We start from the raw sequence: 19,150 nt of genomic DNA, 5'->3' as shown, positions 1-19,150 counted from the left end.
GGTGCATCACCTTCAACAAAGCACCGCTTGACAAAACACCATCATCGCCATGTGGATAATTTTCTTTGATGGCATCGATGATGCCAAATCACAAGCGATGACAGCCAAGCAGTTATTGATGGCATGATTATGACTTTTCTTTGGTTAATCAACAACTCAATTACCCAAAACATACACAGATTTTACGCCCAATGCTCATCAAATTATGCTATAATTGGGCGAATTTTGGCTGGCTATTTAGCCTACAATGACAAGGAAACACTCGTGGACGAGAATAAAGAAAAAGCACTCAAAGCCGCTTTGGCTCAAATCGAAAAAAGTTTTGGCAAAAACGCCATCATGCACTTGGGCGATGAAAATGCCGCTGTCGATGTCGATGTGGTCTCCACAGGCTCGCTTGGCTTGGATATTGCCTTAGGTATTGGCGGTCTGCCAAAAGGTCGTATCATTGAAATCTTTGGGCCTGAAAGCTCTGGTAAAACCACGCTAACACTACAAACCATCGCTGAATGCCAAAAACAAGGTGGCAAATGTGCATTCATTGACGCTGAGCATGCCCTAGACCCAATTTATGCCAAAAAACTTGGCGTAAACATCGATGATTTGCTTGTTTCTCAGCCTGATAATGGCGAGCAAGCATTAGAAATCGCTGATATGCTGGTGCGTTCAGGTGCGATTGACCTAATTGTTGTGGACTCTGTTGCTGCCTTGACCCCAAAAGCTGAAATCGAAGGCGAGATGGGCGATAGCCACATGGGCTTGCAAGCTCGCTTGATGAGTCAGGCACTACGCAAAATCACTGGTAATGCCAAGCGTTCTAACTGTATGGTGATTTTCATCAACCAAATTCGTATGAAAATTGGTGTGATGTTTGGCTCTCCTGAAACCACCACAGGCGGTAACGCCCTTAAATTCTATGCTTCGGTGCGTTTGGATATTCGCCGTATTGGCTCGGTCAAAGATGGCGAAGAGATTTTAGGTTCTGAAACTCGTGTCAAAGTCATCAAAAATAAAATGGCACCCCCATTTCGCCAAACCGAATTTCAAATCATGTATGGCGAGGGTATCAACCGTCTAGGTGAAGTTGTTGATTTGGGTGTAGAAATTGGTGCAGTTGGCAAATCAGGTGCATGGTACAGCTATGGCGAAGGCAAGATTGGTCAAGGTAAAGCCAACACCGTCAAATACCTACTAGAAAACCCACAAATCGCCCAAGAAATCGAAAGCAGAATCCGTGCCGAAAAACTCAGCACCAAAATCGCTGCACCACAAGATGAGAGCGATGAAGTGCCTGAATATGTGCCAGAAATGGACAACGGCAATGACGAGATGTTTTGATTAAAGCAAGTGATGCTACATGCAAATTAAAACTTTATCCGAAGTTTTGGCAGAGATGGGTGGTCAGCCTATCTCTGCTGACACAACCAATTCCCAAACACAAACATCAGCCCAAACCAAAATCAAGCACCGCTCAAAACAGCAGTCGCCACAGCCGAATCACAATACCCGTACTGTTGCCCATACCACCAAACCAACCACCACCAAATCCCCTACCGCACACCCCAAACAATCCCACAAAACACCAGCAAACCCACCAAACAGCCAAGTTGCCGCCTTATTGGCTCAGCATCAAAAAGACCCAGAACAAAAAGCATTACCCCAAAATCTTGCTGATGTACTTCAAGGCGTTGCCATTGAACCTTTGGCACAAACCGACCGTGCCATCAACTACATGCGATGGCTGGCGTTTTATTATTTATCCAAGCGTGAATTATCGCAACACGAACTTCGCCAAAAACTACTTGCCAAAGACTGTGATGCAGACGCTGTCGAAATACTGCTGATTGAATTTGCTGAAAAAGGCTATCAAAGCGATGAGCGATGTGCCTACATGATTATTCGTGAAAGTATTCGCAAAGCTCGTGGAAAACAGTACATTCATCAGGCTTTTAAAGAAGCAAGGCTCAACTTTGACTCATCGCTTGATGACATGATTGCCCAAGCTGGGATTGATACGCTCATCGATGGCACTTCACTTGACTCATGCCATGACAAGGTTGATTGGCTGTATTTGGCGGTGGAGGCTCGCTGCAAAAAATATGGCAACGCCCCACCTCAGACCCCCAAAGAAAAAGCCAAACAGCTGCGATTTTTACAGTATCGTGGTTATGAAATGAGCGTTTGTTTTGATGCCCTAAAATACACCCTAGATGATTTAAAAGACCGCTGATTAGGATAGCATGAGTGACAGCTTATCATCACTAATAAAGCGTTGCCAGATGCCTTGCTGATTGGGCAAAAGTTTGGTGGTGCTGCCAAGTTTTCGCCACGGCATATTACTGCCATGAAAATCACTGCCCAATGATGCCAACAACCCGTGCTTATCCATCGTACGAGCCACCATCTGCACCAAGCTAAGCGGTTCATTATTTGGCAATTCACAACCATCGCCACCAAAATCTGCAAAATCTGCAATCAATCGTTGAATACGAGTGGAAGATAGTTTGTAGCGACTGGGGTGAGCCAGTACCGCCACGCCGCCGCACTCATGAATGAGCTGAATGGCATCTTGCATACTGATGGTCTTGATGGCGACATAGGCAGGCTTATTATCCGCCAGATATTTATCAAATGCCGCTTGCACGGTTGGCACAATACCCATCTCTTGCAACGCCTGTGCAATATGAGCTCGACCAACCGCCTTGGGGTTTTGATTGGTTTTATCCAGCACTCGTTGCCATAGCACATCAGCAAAATGCTTACTTGCTTCGGCTGTGTCAAATGGTAAAATCTGTGCCAATTTTTGCACCATTGCAAAACCACGCTGATGACGGCTATCTTGCAATGCTTGTAGGGCGGTGTGCATTTTATCCACATCATCAAAATTTAACGCCGCCACATGAATGATTTTATCAATGCTGGCATTTTTGCCATAACCACCAAACAGTGAATGCGTGCAACTAATTTCCACGCCATTGACAAAGAATACACCAAGTCGCTCTGCCATTTGTCGTGCTTCATCAAGCCCTGCCACCGTATCGTGGTCTGTCAGGGCAAACAGTCGAACACCAGCTCTTGCCGCCAATTCAACCAATGCCGAAGGCGAATTTGTGCCATCAGAACAAGTGCTGTGCGAATGCAAATCTATTTTACTTGCCATCATCATTATCCCAAAAACAACAAAAGCCCTACAAGTGCAGGGCTTTGTTCGATGAATGCTTAGTTATTTTTTAGCTGTTGCTGCTGTTGCAGATAGTTACCAACACTCAGTGGCTTTGGTCCACCCACTCTTGGCTCTTGGCTTTGTTGCTGAGCAAAAGCACTGGTGTGATTGGCAAGGGCTGCTTGCTGAACCGCTTGGGCAGGTTGTGCCACTACTGGTGCTGGCTGTGCATTGCTGACCGTCAAGCCAGTCGCCACTACCGTCACATGGATTTCATCGTCCATGTCTGGGTCATCAACCAAGCCATAGAATACATGAGCGTCTTCATTCATCATCTCTTCGCCCACGCTAACGATTGCCATAACCTCTTCCATCGTCACGCCAGAACCGATGATATTGATGATTAGACCTTGTGCATTGCGTAGGTTTAGGTCATCTAGCAGTGGCGAACGAATGGCTTTTTCCATTGCTTCCACGCCACGGTTAGCACCGCTTGAACGACCAATGCCCATCATGGCATGACCTTTGGCGGTCATGGCAGTACGCACATCGTTGAAGTCAATGTTAATCATACCAGGATTGACGATGGTTTCGGTCAGACCATTAACCGCATACAACAATACATCATCAGCTTTTTTGAACGCATCAACCATTGTCATGTTGCGATAGGCTTGGCTTAGCTTGTCGTTTGGAATGGTGATGATAGAATCCACATGTTGTGTCAAGGCATCGATGCCGTTTTTGGCAGCGGTTGCACGGCGTTTACCCTCAAAAGTAAATGGCGTGGTTACAACCGCCACGGTCAAAATACCCATCTCATTAGCAATGCGAGCCACCACAGGAGCAGCCCCTGTGCCAGTACCACCGCCCATACCAGCAGTAATGAACGCCATGTCATAGCCTTGTAGCATACTACGAATCTCTTCTTCGCTGCTCTCGGCTGCTGCACGACCCACTTCTGGATTAGCACCCGCACCCAGACCACGAGTGGCATCTGCACCGATTTGGATTTTGTGCGGTGCTGACAACTTATTTAATGCTTGCAAATCGGTATTGGCACAAACAAAAGTAATGCCTTTGACATTTTGGCGAACCATATGCTCAACAGCGTTACCGCCACCGCCACCTACGCCAAAAACGATGATGCGTGCTTGACCATTATTTTCAAGCTGATTCTCATCAACCATGCCGTATTTCATAACCTACTCCGATATTTATCAATAATTTTACTAACCATGTCCCAGCATGACAATCATCAGTCTGCTTTGACAGATATTTTAGGCAAATTTCTTAAACCTTGCAAGCCATGCTTGAAATTTTTGCACCATAGTGCCAAAAAAACCTTCCGAATCATCATCGAGCAGATTGATTTGTTGGTCTCGGGCAAATTCTTCGCTCATGCCATACATCAATGTACCAATCGCACTGTGCAATGTGTTATTTTGCAAATGAGATTGTAATAATTTTAAATTTTCATCGCTTAATGTGGGCGACAGTTTAATCATTGGCGTGGTCACCATTCGTACAGGCACACCAAATCTGCTACGCACAAACCCAACAATGCCGTCCATTGACGCACCGCCACCTGCCAGCACCACGCCTGCGTCAAATCCACCTGCCAAACCGACACGATGAATATCTTCAAAAATGTCGGCAAAAATACCGTAGTAGCGAGCTTCGATGACTTGGTTTAGCTCACGGCGTAGCATGGTTTTTTCGTATTTTGTGCCTTCTTTATAGATGACATGTGCACCCATGCTGTATTTTTCATGATTTAGCGTGCCTTCTTGTCGCTTAAAACTTTCGGCATCTTGCAAAGAAATATTGCACTCTTTGGCAATATCCATATCGACTGTTTGTCCACCAACAGGCAGGCATTTTGAGTACAACAAAGTATTGTCATAATACAGACAAACCTTTGTCATGGTCGCACCAATATCAATGTAACACACGCCTTGATGTTTTTCAGCTTTGGTCAGGGCATAAGACGCACCAGCCACCCCATCAAACACCGTCGTACTGGCATCAATCTCTTGGTCCAACACCAAATCAAGCATCTGCTGATGACTGGTGCTTGGAATGCTCATCACATGGCACGCCACCGAAATCTGCTTAGAACGCAGACCAATCGCATCAAGCACCTGCTCGCCACTTTGTAAAGACACAATCTGCTGGCAAGCCTGCAATACCGCAGCGTCTTTGGCAGCAAGTCGCTCTTGGATTTGCCAATGTGCCTGATACAAATCTTCGGCATGAATCACACCTTCCAAATCCTCAACATCAACCACCGCCAGCTCATTACTAGACTCCATCAATGGTGTTGCAAAGGACATCAAAGGATTGATGATGTTAATGTTAGACATATCCATCGCTTCTTGGAGCGATTTATGCACCGCCGAACGCAAATGCTCACGATAAGTAATACGACCTTGCGAAAAAGCATTGGTGTGTGCCAAGCCAACTGCTAGGATTTTTAGGTACGACTGATCCCCACTATGTTCAATACAGCCAATGACGGTGCAGACCGCCGTTGAGCCGATGTGGATTGCAGCATGAAGATTCAAAATCGTTTCCTTAGAAAATTAGCAATTTGTGCTTAGATTCATCAAAGAACCAAGCATATCAGAAAAATAAAAATACACGAACGAATATTCTATCATTTTCTAAGACATTCTCACAAGTGCCAAACAAATAAAATGATGAATTTTCATGATTTTTTGTGTTATTTTTAGGCAAAAATCACAACAAATAACAAAAGCTACTTAAAAATCATTTTGTCATCTATTATTTTTTGAGTCGATGTTTAGGCGGTCTTATAAGCAATGACAAAGCCATTTTTGTAACGTAAATCTGCTGATTGAATTTTGTTTAATTCATTTTTTAGAGAAGTGGAAAGATGAATGGAAAGATTATATAATTTTTGCTCAGCGTTTTCATGATCTACAATGACACGCATGCCATTATGAAACACCACCACCCAAGTTTTTCTTGGGGTCAAAATCACATCTTTGACGGTCATTTTTAGGGGAGCAAACCAAGTATTTAGGCGTTTGGTCTGCTGCATGATGATTTTTGACTCTTCTGCATGACCATACAAATACACCAGTTTTGGATTGTTGGTCATACGCACATCAGCAGGGGTAAAAACCACCCCATCAGCATCCAACAACTGGTCACTGCCAAAATTTGCCACAGCAATTCTGGGAGTGGCGGACACCGTGACACCATGATGCCAATCTCGACGCACTTCGACTGATTGAGCCCAAGATAGCTTGCTGACTGCCTGATGAATTGCGGTCAAGTCAGCAGCAAAAAATTGCACTGCACCGATTGGCTCAATCGCCTTTTCGATTGCAGATACCTCCAAATCGCTTAGACCTGTTGGGTCAATAGCAATGGGCGAGAACTTGGCATTATCAATCAAACGAATGGCAAGAGAACCCAACAACAGCGTACACACCACGCCAAACACGACAATATGCCATGTCTTAATGGTGGGAAGTTGTCGGGATTGTGTAGTCATAATCATTCCAAAATTGGCAAATTGCCATCAAAAAATCAAACCGCCATATATTAGCTGATTTTTGGCAATAAGTAAAAATCAAAAAAAACATCAATTTGTCCAAAGTCATCAACAAACTTTGGACAAATCCTTAGTTCATCATAATGTTTGTGACAATACCGCCACACACAAGCTGGCAAGATCCAAACCACGAGCTTTGGCAGCCATCGGCACAAGACTGTGGTCTGTCATACCAGGCACGGTATTGAGTTCCAGTACATACAATTTGCCTGAATCATCTTTTAGAAAATCAACACGACCCCAACCACGACCACCAACTGCCTCAAAAGCTTTTTTGGCAAGCTCGCCCATTTGACGCTCTTGCTCAGCTGTCAAATCTGAGGGACATTGATATACGGTATCGTTACTATTGTATTTGGCTTCATAGTCGTAAAATTTACCCTGAGGGATAATGCGAATGCTTGGCAAGGCATCATCGCCCAAGATTGCACACGCATATTCGCCACCTGTGATGGCTTTTTCTGCCAAAATTGCACCGTGATATTGCTTTAAGGTGGGGTATGCTTTTGCCAGACCGCCCTTTTCTTCAATCATCATCACGCCCACGCTTGACCCTTCGGCAGCAGGCTTGACGAACATTGGCAGTCCAAATTGCTCTTCGATGGCATCAAAATCGCTGTCATCGGTCAATACCACATACGGTACATTTGGCAAATCAAGTGATTGCCAGATGAGACGGCAACGAAATTTATCCATGGCAATGGCAGAAGCCAACACGCCACAGCCAGTATAAGGAATATTAAAACCATCTAGCACGCCTTGCAAACTACCATCTTCACCAAAAGTGCCATGCAAGACATTAAACACACGGTCAAACTCACGCAACTTTGAAATGTCGGTATCGGCAGGGTCAAAATGATGAGCGTCCACGCCTTTTGATAATAGAGCGTCCAGCACCGCCTTACCGCTATTTAATGACACTTCTCGCTCGGCACTAAATCCGCCACAAACCACAGCAACTTTGCCAAATTGTTTCACATCTACTTGGGTATTCATACATTCTACCATTTAAAAATAAATTAAAATAATATTGTTATATATTTAAAAAAATATAGCGATAGATTGCCCATCAGCGTACCTTGTTTCATCAAAAGATTGACAAAGCACGCCCATGAAAGCAAATCCATCTAGCTCAAATACAGCCCATTTTTTGCCAAATCCACACAGATTTGACCGACATTACCCGCCCCTTGTGTGATGAGCAAATCATTTGGTCTTAATACTCGCTTGACCGTATCTGCTACTTCATCTAATTTCATCAAGGTCGGCTCAACCTGCCCACGATGACGGATACTTCTTGCCAATGCCTTACTGTCAGCACCCTCAATCGGGCTTTCGCCAGCAGAATACACTTCTAACAATAACAGTTCGTCCACATCAGACAATACCGCAACAAAATCATCGTAGCAATCACGCGTACGACTATAACGATGAGGCTGGAACATCATCACCAGACGACGGTCTGGGTAACTTTGGCGTGCCGCCTTGATGGTGGCTGCCACTTCGGTAGGGTGATGCCCATAGTCATCGATAAGCAGAACATCGCCATCGCCCAATGCGACACTGGCGTGTTGCTCAAAACGACGACCCACGCCTGCAAATTTTTCTAAGGCACGAATGATGGCCGCATCATCAACCCCTTCATCAGTCGCCAAAGTAATGGCTGCTAAGGCATTATACACATTATGCTCGCCTGGAACATTGAGCGTCAAAGCCAAAGGCTCTCTGTCTTTACGCAAGACGGTAAAGTGGGTCTTGGTGCCATCAACCACCAAATCAATGGCTTGCACATCATTATGTGGCTTAAAACCAAAAGTCAGCACAGGACGAGCAATGTCATCAATCATCTGATATAGCACTTCATCATCACCACAGATTGCTGCCAACCCATAAAACGGCATGTTTTGTAAAAATTGGATATAGGCTTGTTTTAGCTTTTCAAAACTGCCCTCATAGGTATCCATGTGGTCTTCATCGATATTGGTAACAATCGCTGCCATTGGACGCAAACTTAAAAAAGACGCATCAGATTCATCAGCCTCTGCCACCAAGTAACGAGATTGACCCAAAGAGGCATTTTTACCAGACGCATTTAGCTTACCGCCAATCACATAAGTAGGGTCAAGTCCTGCCTCAGTCAGCATCATCGTTAGCATACTGGTTGTGGTGGTTTTACCATGTGCACCTGCCACCGCAATACTGTGACGATAACGCATCAATTCACCCAGCATATCAGCACGACGCACCACTGGAATATGGGCAATCAACGCTGCCTGCACCTCTGGGTTTGTTTTATCGATGGCAGATGACACCACGACCACATCGGCATCTTTGATGTTAATGGCATCATGCCCAATGAACACCTGCACGCCCAAGCTGGTCAATCTATCTGTAACGATACTGCTTTTGATATCCGAGCCAGTAACTTGATAGCCCTGATTGGCAAGCACTTCGGCAATGCCACACATACCAGCACCACCAATACCAACAAAATGAATGGTATTGATACGACGCATCTCTGGGATTTCAATCAGACGCTTAGGCAAGCTCTTGGCAGTTTGGTTTGGCATGGATATTCCTTTTATTAAAAAAATTTGATGATTTTACTAAAATTTTATTAAAATTTCTTGGCAATTTGACCAACCAAATCCGCCACTTCGTTGGTTGCGTTGGTCTTGGCAAGACCACGAGCAATATTTGCCATCGCCAAGCATTGCTTGCGGTCAAGATTATCCAAAATCTGTGCCAATTTCTCGCCAGAAAGCTGGGTTTGAGGCAACAAGATGCCTGCATCTTTGTCTGTCAAAGATTTGGCATTAGCGGTCTGATGATCGTCCACAGCGTGCGGCAATGGAATAAAAATCGCTGCCACGCCAGCTGTCTGAATTTCGGTGACTGTCAAAGCACCTGCACGACAAATAATCACATCTGCCCACGCATACGCCTGTGCCATGTCTTCGATGAATGGTTTTAGTTGAGTGATGTGCTTGTTGGTGTCAATGCCCGCCTGCGAATAAGCAACCAGCATCTCTTCATGGTTATCCTTGCCACATTGATGCTGCAAGTTGATGGGGCGTTGTAGATGATTAAGCATATCCAGCACCGCCTTATTGATTGGCATTGCACCCAGCGAACCGCCCACAACTAGCACCTTTAAAGGCGATTCATCTTGCAAATATCGCTCGCTAGGCATGGCGATTTGGGCAATCTGCTGACGAACTGGATTGCCAACCGTCAATAACTTATTGCCCAAATTAGCACCAAACGCCCCATCAAACGCCTGCAACACTCGGTCAGCGTGCGTTGCCAGATTACGATTACTCATGCCAGCGATGGCGTTTTGCTCATGGATAATCAGCGGAACTTTGCACAATTTGGCAGCCAGTCCACCCGGTGCGGTAACATAACCGCCAAAACCAACCACCACATCAATCTGATGAGTCTGTATGATTTTTCTGGCTGACATCACTGCCTTAAACAGCATGAATGGCAACTTCACCATTCGAGCCAAGCCCTTGCCACGCAACCCCTGCATATCAATATGGTGCATCTGATAGCCATGCTTTGCCACCAGTTCATTTTCCATGCCTGCTGGCGTACCAAGCCAGTGGATTTTTGCTCCACGACTGGCAAGCTCATCTGCTACTGCCAACGCTGGAAAAACATGACCGCCTGTCCCTGCCGCCATCATCAAAACATTCATCGTCATCTTACAATCCGTCTTGCTAAAACCGCCTATTGTGATTGGCTTTTTTGTATCATACAAGATGAGTTTTGCATTAAATTGGCTACAATTTGTCAAATTGCGTTACGCATTTTTTGCACCACTCATCTTAGATGATGGCTATGCCAATTTTTGCTCCAAAAGCTCAATAAAATCAACCGCAATTTGTGTGCCACATTGGTCATCAATCTCTCGCACACAAGTTGGGCTAGTCACATTGATTTCAGTAATCAAGCCACCAATCACATCAAGCCCTACAAAATACAATCCCTTTTCCAATAAAGTTGGAGCAATACTCTGGGCAAGCTCTCTTTCTCTGTCAGACAAAGGCATCGCCACACCACGCCCACCAGCCGCCAGATTGCCACGAGTTTCGCCTTGACTTGGAATGCGAGCCAAGCAATAATCAACAGGCTTGCCGCCCACGATTAAGACTCGCTTATCACCATCAACAATCTGAGGAATGTATTTTTGAGCCATGATTGGCAAAGTACCAAGCTGGGTCAGCATTTCAAGGGTTGAGCCAATATTGGGGCTGTCAGCGGTCAAACGAAAAATACCCATGCCACCCATGCCATCAAGCGGCTTGACGATGACATCGCCATGCTCTTTGATGAATTGACGAATGTGCGACTGTTTGTTGGTCACAATCGTGGGCGACATAAATTCACTAAACTGAGTGGCAAACAATTTTTCATTGCAATCCTTGACGCTTTGTGGGTCATTGACCACCAACACGCCTGCACGCTTGGCATAATCGAGCAAATGCAATGCGTACAAAAACTTCATATCAAAAGGCGGGTCTTTACGCATCAAAATGGCATCAAACTCACTCGCCTGCATCGTGCTACTCTCGCCAAGCTCATAAAAATGCTCAGGATTGCGATATACGCTGATTGGGCAAGCATCGATATTTAGCTTACCACGGTCAAGCCACAAATCATGGATTTGGCAATAATAAATCTGATGATTTTTGTCCGCCATCGCCCACATCATCGCCAATGTTGAGTCTTTTTTGTAATTGATGGTTGCGACATCGTCCATCACGACTAAGAATTTAAGTTGTTTCATCACAATAACCAAAAAATTAAGTTTTATTCAAATAATCAGTACAGCATCATTCATGAACGCCGTATTGTTCACGATATGCCCTCATCTGGGCAAGTTGTTCTGCCGTGCCATGCGTTGCGACATAGTCGATGATGTCGTCCATCGTCACCAAGGCAAGCACAGGCACGCCAAGCGATTCGCCAAGCTCTTGAATGGCAGACTTATCGCCCTGCCCTTTTTCTTTGCGGTCAAGTGCCACAATGATGCCTGCCACACTTGCCCCTGCATTTTGTAGAATTTCGACCACTTCTCGCATTGCTGTGCCTGCGGTCATCACATCATCAATGACCCATACTGCCTTGCCTGCAAGTTCTGCACCAACCAGTGTACCGCCCTCGCCATGCGTTTTGGCTTCTTTGCGATTATAGCCCCATTGAGCATTGAGCTGATGATGATTCCACAATGCCTGTGCAGTCGCCGCCACAAAAGGAATGCCTTTATAGGCAGCACCAAAGATAGTCAGCTCATCAGTATTGGCATGCTCTGCCAGCGTTTTGGCATAGCCATCAGCAAGCACGGACAACAGCTCTCCTGTTGCAAGCAACCCAGCATTAAAAAAATAGGGGCTAACCCGACCTGATTTGAGGGTAAACTCACCAAAACGAAGTACATTATTTTGTAAAGCAACTTCAATAAACTGCTGTGGGCTAAATACTTGCATCATCTACCTTCCTTACCAATCAATCTGGGTCAAATTCTGATTATTGTACTCTTTTACCCAAAGTTTTACAAATACCAAAAACATTTTTGACACAAAAAACCCAGCTCATCACGAACTGGGTTTTTGGCAAATCGCTTAATATTAAGCTTTTGCAGCAGCTTGGGCAGCAGCAACTTCGGCAGCGAAGTCTTCTTGCTTTTTCTCAATGCCTTCGCCAACTTCTAGGCGTTTGAAGCTGATGATGGTTGCACCTTCTGATTTTAGTACATCGCCAACTTTCTTGTCGTTGTCCATCACATAAGGTTGATTAACCAAAGTTACTTCATTTAGGTATTTTTGGATACCGCCAGTAATCATCTTCTCAACCACAGCGTCTGGCTTGCCAGATTCTTTGGCCTTAGCGGTGATGATGTCAGTCTCACGAGCCAAGATGTCAGCAGGTACATCAGCTTCATTGACAGCAAGCGGGTTGAATGCAGCCACTTGCATGGCAACAGCTTTACCAACTTCTTCGCTACCGCCTTCATAAGACACAACCACACCAATACGCAGACCGTGACGGTATGCAGCAAGGTTAGCACCTTCGATGATTTCAGCACGGCGAACTTGGATATTTTCGCCAATTTTTTGAACCAATGCCACACGAGCTTCTTCAACAGAAGCACCATCGCCATATGGCAATGCAGAAATGGCAGCCACATCAGTGGTGTTATTTGCCAAAGCAAGCTCAGCAACTTTGTTAGCAAATACGGTGAAGTTTTCGTCTTTTGCAACGAAGTCGGTTTGGCAGTTTACTTCTAGTAGCAATGCTTTACCAGCAGTTTGTGCGATGACGATAGCACCGTCAGCAGCGATGTTACCTGCTTTCTTAGCAGCTTTGGCTTGACCTGATTTGCGTAGGTTGTCAATGGCAAGCTCGATGTCGCCACCTGCTTCTTCCATTGCTTTTTTGCATTCCATCATGCCCAGACCTGTACGGTCACGCAATTCTTTTACAAGCTTTGCAGAAACTTGAGTCATTTTTTCGTACCTTTTTTAGTTCTATTTAAACGCTGATAACGCCAAGCGTGTCGGCGTTATCGTCATTTTAGATGCTTATTCAGCAGCAGCTTGCTCAGCAGCACCGCCTTGTTGAGTTTTGGCGTACTCTTTACCAGCGATGATGGCATCAGCCATTGCAGTTACATATAGATTAACAGCACGGATTGCATCGTCATTAGCTGCGATGACATAGTCCACATTGTCTGGGTTTGAGTTAGTATCTACGATACCGATGACAGGAATGCCCAAGTTTTTCGCTTCTTTGATGGCGATGGCTTCGTGATCAACATCGACAACAAAAATCGCATCAGGCAGACCGCCCATATCTTTGATACCACCCAAAGCACGCTCTAACTTTTCCATTTGGCGAGTACGCTCTAAGGCTTCACGCTTAGTTAGCTTAGCAAAAGTACCATCTTCTGCTTGTTTTTCAAGCTCTTTTAGACGGTTGATAGACTGGCGTAGTGTTTTCCAGTTGGTAAGCATACCGCCCAACCAGCGATGATCTACATATGGCATGCCAGCACGAGTCGCTTGCTCACGGATAACTGCACTTGCAGCACGCTTAGTACCAACAAACAAAATCTTGTTGCGTGAAGCAGCTTGCTTATTCACGAAAGTTAGTGCTTCATTGAACTGCTTAACAGTGTGCTCTAAGTTGATGATGTGAATGCGGTTTCTTGCACCAAAGATGTATTGGCTCATTTTTGGGTTCCAAAAACGAGTTTGGTGACCAAAGTGAGCACCAGCTTCTAGCAAATCACGCATTGAGATTTGAGTTGGGTTTTTATCTGACATAAAAATTCCTAATATTAAGTTGGGTTACGCCTCCACGAAATCAAAATACCGAATCTGTCAGCACGCATCTATTTTTAACAAATAAATTAGTCAAGCTCACAGACACCCCGATATTCTTGGTCATCTCGTGTGTGTAGTGTTAAAGTTAAAAAATACGCCCATAAAAAATGGACGCATTATTATAACAGATAATCCCTAGCAAACCAAGCCTTATCTAAATTTTTTCAAGGTTGGCAAGCATCAAACGCCAGTATCTAGGTACTGCTGTGCTTCTTCTAAATTGACCGTCACCAAGCTAGAAATGCCTGCCGTTGGCATCGTGATGCCTTTGAGCTCATCGGCAATCTGCATGGCCAGTTTATTATGACTAATAAAAATAAACTGTACATCACTGGCAAGCTCGTGAATCAATCCTGTAAAGCGAGCCACATTGGCATCATCAAGCGGTGCATCGACCTCATCAAGCACGCAAAAAGGAGCTGGGTGTTGCTTGAAAATCGCAAAAATCAAACTCAGTGCCGTCAAGGTTTTCTCACCACCTGACAATACCGCCAAGCGAGAATTTTTCTTCCCTTTTGGTTGTGCCATCAACACCAATCCTGCTCGCCATTTATCCGCCTTGCTCAATGACTCATCGTCCATCAAAGTCAGGCTCGCCTGCCCACCGCCAAACACTTTGGAGAACAAAGTATTTAACTCACGATTGACGGCGGATAAAGCATTTAAAAATAACGATTTGGTTTTTTCATCAATCGCCTTAATCGCATCTTGCAGCTTGGCCATGCTTTGTGTGATGTCGGCAATCTGGGTATCCATTGGAGATACTCTGGATTCCAGCTCGGCAAGTTCAGCAGCAGCTGCCAGATTCACTGCACCTAATTTGATGATTTTTTGCTTAATGGCTTCTTGCTGTGCTGTATTATCCTCAAAATGGCGATTGGGCTGATGACGAAAATCCGCCAAAGTCGCTGGTAGATTAAACTTCTCATCAAGTCGCATCAACTCATCGCCAATGTCTTGTAAGCGACTCTCGCCCACCGCTGTATCTGCTGTCAGCTGAGTGCTTTGAGTTTGAGCAGTCATAAATAGCCCATGTGCAGTGGTCAAAGCCTCTTGTAGCTTAGCCTGCCCTAATTGCAGCACCTTGACCGCCTCTTCATGTTCTTGGCTGATGATTTTTAGCTCATGACTGTGCTGCTTGGCTTGGGTAAATTGCTGTTCAAGCACAGGTAATTCTTGGCTAAGCCGCTCTTGGGCATGGTGCGTATTTTCAATATCCAAGAGTGTCTGTGTCAGCGTATGTTGGGTCATTTGCAAGACTTTTTGAGCGTGTGTCTGACTTTGCGTGAGCGTATGATGTTGTAGCTGTAAGGCTTGATATTCCTCTTGGCAGGTTTTTAGTTTGGCGTTTTGCTCATCAATCAAGGCAGTCTGCGTTGCCATCGCCTGCGTTGCCAGCACCAAGCGTGGCTCAAACTCTGCCAGTTTCTTCATGCCAGCTTGCTCATCTTGTTCCAGTTGTGCCAGCTCCTGTTGTAGCTCTTGTCGCTCCTGCTCCAATAACTGCTGGCTTTTTTGCAAGTTATCTTGTTTGATTTTTTGGGTTTGCTGGTCGGCATGAAGCTTAATCAGTGTTTGTTGTGCTTGGTTGAGCTGTGCAGTCGTGCTTTGACGATTTGCCAGCATTTCTTCTAATGAAATTTTTAGGGTATCTAATTTGGCATTGTCTGATTTTAAAGACTTTTGGGCAATCTGTAACTCATCTTCAACCCGACCAAGCTCCTCTTCTAGCTGTGCCAAACGCTGTAAATACAGCTGTCTTTGGCTCAAAAATTCGCCCTGATGCTCGCCAAATTTACTCATGTGCACCATGCCAAATACCCCAACCAGCCAGCCTGTGCTGGTCAAAACAAGCACACCAGCCAAATCCAGTTGCCCTGCCATCGTCTCAAATTCTGTCAGCTCGCCATCGAATAAATAACATTGAGCAAACAAAGTCAGCTTAGGTGCATCAATCAACTGACTTAAAGCAATCAGCCTATCATCATGCAGTCGTGGCGTGGCATTACCTGTATGCAAAACTGCATTGATTTGCTTAGGCGATGTCCAAATGCCCTCCGTCATCATCTGGGCGGAAATTTTGGCATCAAGCCAAAACCCCAAAAAAGTGTCCAGCACCGATGCATACTGCTCGCCTTGCTTGCTTAGGCGAATTTCATCTTTTAATGATGGCAAAGACTGCATACCAGCTTGGTCTTCTTGATGTGTTTCAGCTTTTTGATGATGCACCAGTTTGTGCAAAATTTCATACTCGCCCATCAAAGTAGCATGGCGTTTTTCTTGCTCCAAGACACCCTTTTGGGCGGTCTGCACTTGCTGATTCATCGCCTCAAATTCGCCTTTGAGCGTCTGCTCATCAAAAGCATCAAGCCTGAGCGTCAAAGTATCAATCTCATCTTGGCAACGCACAATCTGTTCATCAAGCGTCTCATCAATCTGCATACTGGCAATCGATTGCTGTAAATCATCAAATTTCTTTTGCCATCTTTGCTGATTGGTTTTAACTCGCTCAATCTGAGCAAGGGTGAGTTTTTGGGTATTTTCAAGCGTGTTCTTTTCATTAGTCAAGGCATTTAACTCATCACGCTGTTTTTGCCAATCAACCTGCACACTCGCCGCTGATTGCTGGATTTGTGTCAATCGCTGACTGGCAAGCTCCAACTGCGGATTAATGTTAGCCAATTTGGCTTCAAGTGCCACCAGCTCATTTTGAGCCTGTTCAATGCTTTGGCTGGCTTCTTGATGCTGAGCGGTCAATCGATTGATTTTTTCATCATTTTGGCTAATCTGACTATTAAGGGTATAAAAATTATGCTGAGCAGTCTGCTCCGCCATTTGGGCATTGTGGTATTTATCCTTAGCCTCATCTTTAAGCCATTGACCCTCAGCGACTTTGGCAGATAATTCGTCCAGCTCCTTACGCACTTTATTGGCATTGGCTTCAAGCTCAGCAAGCTCTTGCCCCAACTTGCTTTGTTCTGCTTTTTTGGTCTCATGATACTGCCATGCTTCAAACAGGCGGCGAATCAAATCATCATGATGAAGCTTTGCCAACTCCTCATTGAGTGCCTCATATTCTTTGGCGGATTGAGCTTGACGAATGAGCGTTTTGTGCTGTTTTTTTAATTCGCCCTGCAAATCAGACAGTCTTTGTAAATTATCCTGAGTTTCAGCCAGTTGTTTTTCGGTCTCGGCTCGGCGTGCTTGATAGCGAGATACACCAGCCCCCTCCTCGATGAATTCTCTAAGCTGCATCGGATTGGATTCAACAATCCGTCCAATCATGCCTTGCTCAATGACGGCATAACTTCTTGCCCCTAAGCCCGTTCCCAAAAAGACATCAACCACATCACGGCGACGCACTCGCTGTCCATTGATGAAATAATCCGACTTACCATCTTTGGTAACCTGACGACGCAGGCTAAGCTCCTGATACAGATTAAGCTCATGGCGAATGCCGTGTGTCTCATCTTGGGTATGCTCAAACACCAGCTCCACGCTTGCCAAACTTTTGGCGGCTCGACCCTCCACGCCTGCAAAAATCACATCACTCATCGCCCCACCACGAAGCTGCTTGGCAGAAGTCTCCCCAAGCACCCAGCGAATGGCATCAATGACATTTGATTTACCACAACCATTTGGCCCAACAATGGCAGTAATGTCATGCTTAAAAGTAAAAGTGGTCGGATTAGCAAATGATTTAAAACCAGCAAGTTTTAGGGATTTTAGACGCATAATATTATACTTAATTCATATCAAAACTATACAGCAAAACCGTTCGCCCTGAGCTTGTCGAAGGGTGAAGGATTTCCGTTATGGTTCGACAAGCTCACCACGAACGGAAAACCTTTGTCTGGTTTTGAATAGAATTGACTATAACTACAAACAATCTTGGCAAATAAACCTGCTATTGTAGCAGAATTTACCCGCTTTGGCACAAAAGCTCCGCCACTTCCCACAAAAAACACCACCCATCAAGGGCGGTGTTTTGTCATCTTCTGTGTTTACTGTTTGTGTGTTTGTCAAACAGTAAATACTAACAAGATTATGGATTTAGGATACCAGAGCCATCCACATCAACGGTCACACGACGGTTTGGTTGCAAGCAGTCGATAAGTTGGTTGCGTGGTAGTTTGGTGTCACATTGTTTAACTGGGTCAGTTTCGCCAGCACCAACAGAACGAATGATGTTTGCTGGTACGCCACGCTCTATTAGGTAGTTAGTCACAGTGCGAGCACGGTTTTGAGATAGGCGTTGGTTGTAAGCGTCAGTACCTAGGAAGTCGGTATGACCTGTAACGATGACAGCGTTTAGCTGGTCGAAAGTGCGTAGACGAGCAGCAAGCTCATCTAGGTCTTGACGACCTTGTGGTAGCATGTCGCCCACAGTGTGCTTGTCAAATCTAAATAGTGCATCAGCATTTAGCGTGTAGCGTTGTAGTTGTGGTGCAGCAGGAGCAACTGGTGCTGGTGCTGGTACAGCTACTTCTTTGATGATGACTTGTGGTGCAGCTTCTTGTACTGGTGGTGGGCAAACTGCATCAACTGGATCTACTGGGTTCCAGAAGAATGAACGAGTGAACTTGTCTTTGTCAAATAGGACTTTAAATTGGCAAGTAGTTACGCCATCAGTACCAACACCTGGGGTGTGGAAGTGGAATAGATAGTTCCACTCACGAGGACGCCATACTTCATCATAGTGTGGACGACCTAGTAGATGATATAGTTGGTCTTTGGTCATGCCAGCTTTGACTTCTTTTAGGCTAGCAAGATTTGGGAAAGTACCACGATTTTTGTCAAAAGTCACAGAATCCCAACGAGGCCATACTGGGTTTTCAGTAGTACCTTCTTTGGTGACTTTGGTAGGAGTAGTGGCACAAGCAGTAACCGCAGCAGCTAGGGCTGATACAGTTAGGGCTTTAAACAGAATGTTTTTCATAATAAGTCCTTAAAAATAAATGGGAAACCGCCCCACCGCAGGGGTGGGGAGGTTTGGAAGACTAACGACAG

At 45.1% G+C, this 19,150-nt stretch carries 15 protein-coding genes; 2 read left to right on the top strand and 13 right to left on the bottom strand.

The genetic code is table 11. From position 1 onward, the window contains the following. The first annotated feature begins 264 nt into the window (after positions 1 to 264). The gene (recA, locus tag LU297_RS06920; protein WP_263075812.1) at positions 265 to 1,338 is read left to right on the top strand and encodes a recombinase RecA; all 1,074 of its coding nucleotides are present in this window, start codon (positions 265 to 267) and stop codon (positions 1,336 to 1,338) included. A gap of 19 nt (positions 1,339 to 1,357) precedes the next feature. Further along, positions 1,358 to 2,230: a regulatory protein RecX gene (locus LU297_RS06915; RefSeq protein ID WP_263075810.1), complete on the top strand. Its 873-nt coding sequence runs from the start codon at positions 1,358 to 1,360 to the stop codon at positions 2,228 to 2,230. Here LU297_RS06915 and LU297_RS06910 read toward each other — a convergent pair whose 3' ends face one another. From LU297_RS06910 to LU297_RS06850, 13 genes are all read right to left on the bottom strand, one after another. After that, on the bottom strand, positions 2,231 to 3,160 hold the full coding sequence (locus LU297_RS06910) for a PHP domain-containing protein (RefSeq protein ID WP_263075809.1): 930 nt from the start codon (positions 3,158 to 3,160) through the stop codon (positions 2,231 to 2,233). Between the two features lie 59 nt (positions 3,161 to 3,219). Beyond that, the gene (ftsZ, locus tag LU297_RS06905) at positions 3,220 to 4,350 is read right to left on the bottom strand and encodes a cell division protein FtsZ (RefSeq protein WP_263077355.1); all 1,131 of its coding nucleotides are present in this window, start codon (positions 4,348 to 4,350) and stop codon (positions 3,220 to 3,222) included. A gap of 90 nt (positions 4,351 to 4,440) precedes the next feature. After that, positions 4,441 to 5,727 (bottom strand): cell division protein FtsA, encoded by a 1,287-nt coding sequence (ftsA, locus tag LU297_RS06900; RefSeq protein ID WP_263075808.1) that lies wholly within the window; start codon positions 5,725 to 5,727, stop codon positions 4,441 to 4,443. A 239-nt stretch (positions 5,728 to 5,966) separates the two neighbouring features. Next, entirely contained in the window at positions 5,967 to 6,686 is a 720-nt protein-coding gene (locus LU297_RS06895; RefSeq protein ID WP_263075807.1) for a cell division protein FtsQ/DivIB, read from the bottom strand. A 138-nt stretch (positions 6,687 to 6,824) separates the two neighbouring features. Further along, the gene (locus tag LU297_RS06890; protein WP_263075806.1) at positions 6,825 to 7,742 is read right to left on the bottom strand and encodes a D-alanine--D-alanine ligase; all 918 of its coding nucleotides are present in this window, start codon (positions 7,740 to 7,742) and stop codon (positions 6,825 to 6,827) included. A gap of 131 nt (positions 7,743 to 7,873) precedes the next feature. Then, positions 7,874 to 9,316, bottom strand: a complete 1,443-nt coding sequence (gene murC / locus LU297_RS06885; protein ID WP_263075805.1) for a UDP-N-acetylmuramate--L-alanine ligase — start codon at positions 9,314 to 9,316, stop codon at positions 7,874 to 7,876. A gap of 47 nt (positions 9,317 to 9,363) precedes the next feature. After that, positions 9,364 to 10,455: an undecaprenyldiphospho-muramoylpentapeptide beta-N-acetylglucosaminyltransferase gene (gene murG / locus LU297_RS06880; RefSeq protein WP_263075804.1), complete on the bottom strand. Its 1,092-nt coding sequence runs from the start codon at positions 10,453 to 10,455 to the stop codon at positions 9,364 to 9,366. A 135-nt stretch (positions 10,456 to 10,590) separates the two neighbouring features. Further along, entirely contained in the window at positions 10,591 to 11,541 is a 951-nt protein-coding gene (gshB, locus tag LU297_RS06875) for a glutathione synthase (RefSeq protein ID WP_263075803.1), read from the bottom strand. A 46-nt stretch (positions 11,542 to 11,587) separates the two neighbouring features. Continuing rightward, complete coding sequence (pyrE, locus tag LU297_RS06870) at positions 11,588 to 12,241, bottom strand: orotate phosphoribosyltransferase (RefSeq protein ID WP_263077354.1); 654 nt, start codon at positions 12,239 to 12,241, stop codon at positions 11,588 to 11,590. Between the two features lie 141 nt (positions 12,242 to 12,382). Beyond that, positions 12,383 to 13,261: a translation elongation factor Ts gene (tsf, locus tag LU297_RS06865; RefSeq protein WP_263075802.1), complete on the bottom strand. Its 879-nt coding sequence runs from the start codon at positions 13,259 to 13,261 to the stop codon at positions 12,383 to 12,385. 75 nt (positions 13,262 to 13,336) lie between these two features. Beyond that, entirely contained in the window at positions 13,337 to 14,080 is a 744-nt protein-coding gene (rpsB, locus tag LU297_RS06860; protein ID WP_263075801.1) for a 30S ribosomal protein S2, read from the bottom strand. Between the two features lie 240 nt (positions 14,081 to 14,320). Then, positions 14,321 to 17,875 (bottom strand): chromosome segregation protein SMC, encoded by a 3,555-nt coding sequence (gene smc / locus LU297_RS06855; RefSeq protein ID WP_263075800.1) that lies wholly within the window; start codon positions 17,873 to 17,875, stop codon positions 14,321 to 14,323. Positions 17,876 to 18,185: 310 nt separating this feature from the next. After that, the gene (locus LU297_RS06850; RefSeq protein ID WP_263075799.1) at positions 18,186 to 19,079 is read right to left on the bottom strand and encodes an OmpA family protein; all 894 of its coding nucleotides are present in this window, start codon (positions 19,077 to 19,079) and stop codon (positions 18,186 to 18,188) included. Between the last annotated feature and the right edge of the window lie 71 nt (positions 19,080 to 19,150).

It is taken from the genome of Moraxella nasicaprae, from assembly GCF_025643275.1.
Taxonomy (GTDB): domain Bacteria; phylum Pseudomonadota; class Gammaproteobacteria; order Pseudomonadales; family Moraxellaceae; genus Moraxella; species Moraxella nasicaprae.
This window is presented reverse-complemented; position numbering and strand designations above follow the sequence as displayed.

Bases quoted from the DNA above. Each gene is read 5' to 3' on its own strand.
- murG (WP_263075804.1), bottom strand. From the start codon at position 10,455: ATGACGATGAATGTTTTGATGATGGCGGCAGGGACAGGCGGTCATGTT.
- rpsB (WP_263075801.1), bottom strand. From the start codon at position 14,080: ATGTCAGATAAAAACCCAACTCAAATCTCAATGCGTGATTTGCTAGAA.
- tsf (WP_263075802.1), bottom strand. From the start codon at position 13,261: ATGACTCAAGTTTCTGCAAAGCTTGTAAAAGAATTGCGTGACCGTACA.
- LU297_RS06850 (WP_263075799.1), bottom strand. From the start codon at position 19,079: ATGAAAAACATTCTGTTTAAAGCCCTAACTGTATCAGCCCTAGCTGCT.
- LU297_RS06915 (WP_263075810.1), top strand. From the start codon at position 1,358: ATGCAAATTAAAACTTTATCCGAAGTTTTGGCAGAGATGGGTGGTCAG.
- LU297_RS06890 (WP_263075806.1), bottom strand. From the start codon at position 7,742: ATGAATACCCAAGTAGATGTGAAACAATTTGGCAAAGTTGCTGTGGTT.
- murC (WP_263075805.1), bottom strand. From the start codon at position 9,316: ATGCCAAACCAAACTGCCAAGAGCTTGCCTAAGCGTCTGATTGAAATC.
- LU297_RS06895 (WP_263075807.1), bottom strand. From the start codon at position 6,686: ATGACTACACAATCCCGACAACTTCCCACCATTAAGACATGGCATATT.
- pyrE (WP_263077354.1), bottom strand. From the start codon at position 12,241: ATGCAAGTATTTAGCCCACAGCAGTTTATTGAAGTTGCTTTACAAAAT.
- ftsZ (WP_263077355.1), bottom strand. From the start codon at position 4,350: ATGGTTGATGAGAATCAGCTTGAAAATAATGGTCAAGCACGCATCATC.
- LU297_RS06910 (WP_263075809.1), bottom strand. From the start codon at position 3,160: ATGGCAAGTAAAATAGATTTGCATTCGCACAGCACTTGTTCTGATGGC.
- smc (WP_263075800.1), bottom strand. From the start codon at position 17,875: ATGCGTCTAAAATCCCTAAAACTTGCTGGTTTTAAATCATTTGCTAAT.
- gshB (WP_263075803.1), bottom strand. From the start codon at position 11,541: ATGAAACAACTTAAATTCTTAGTCGTGATGGACGATGTCGCAACCATC.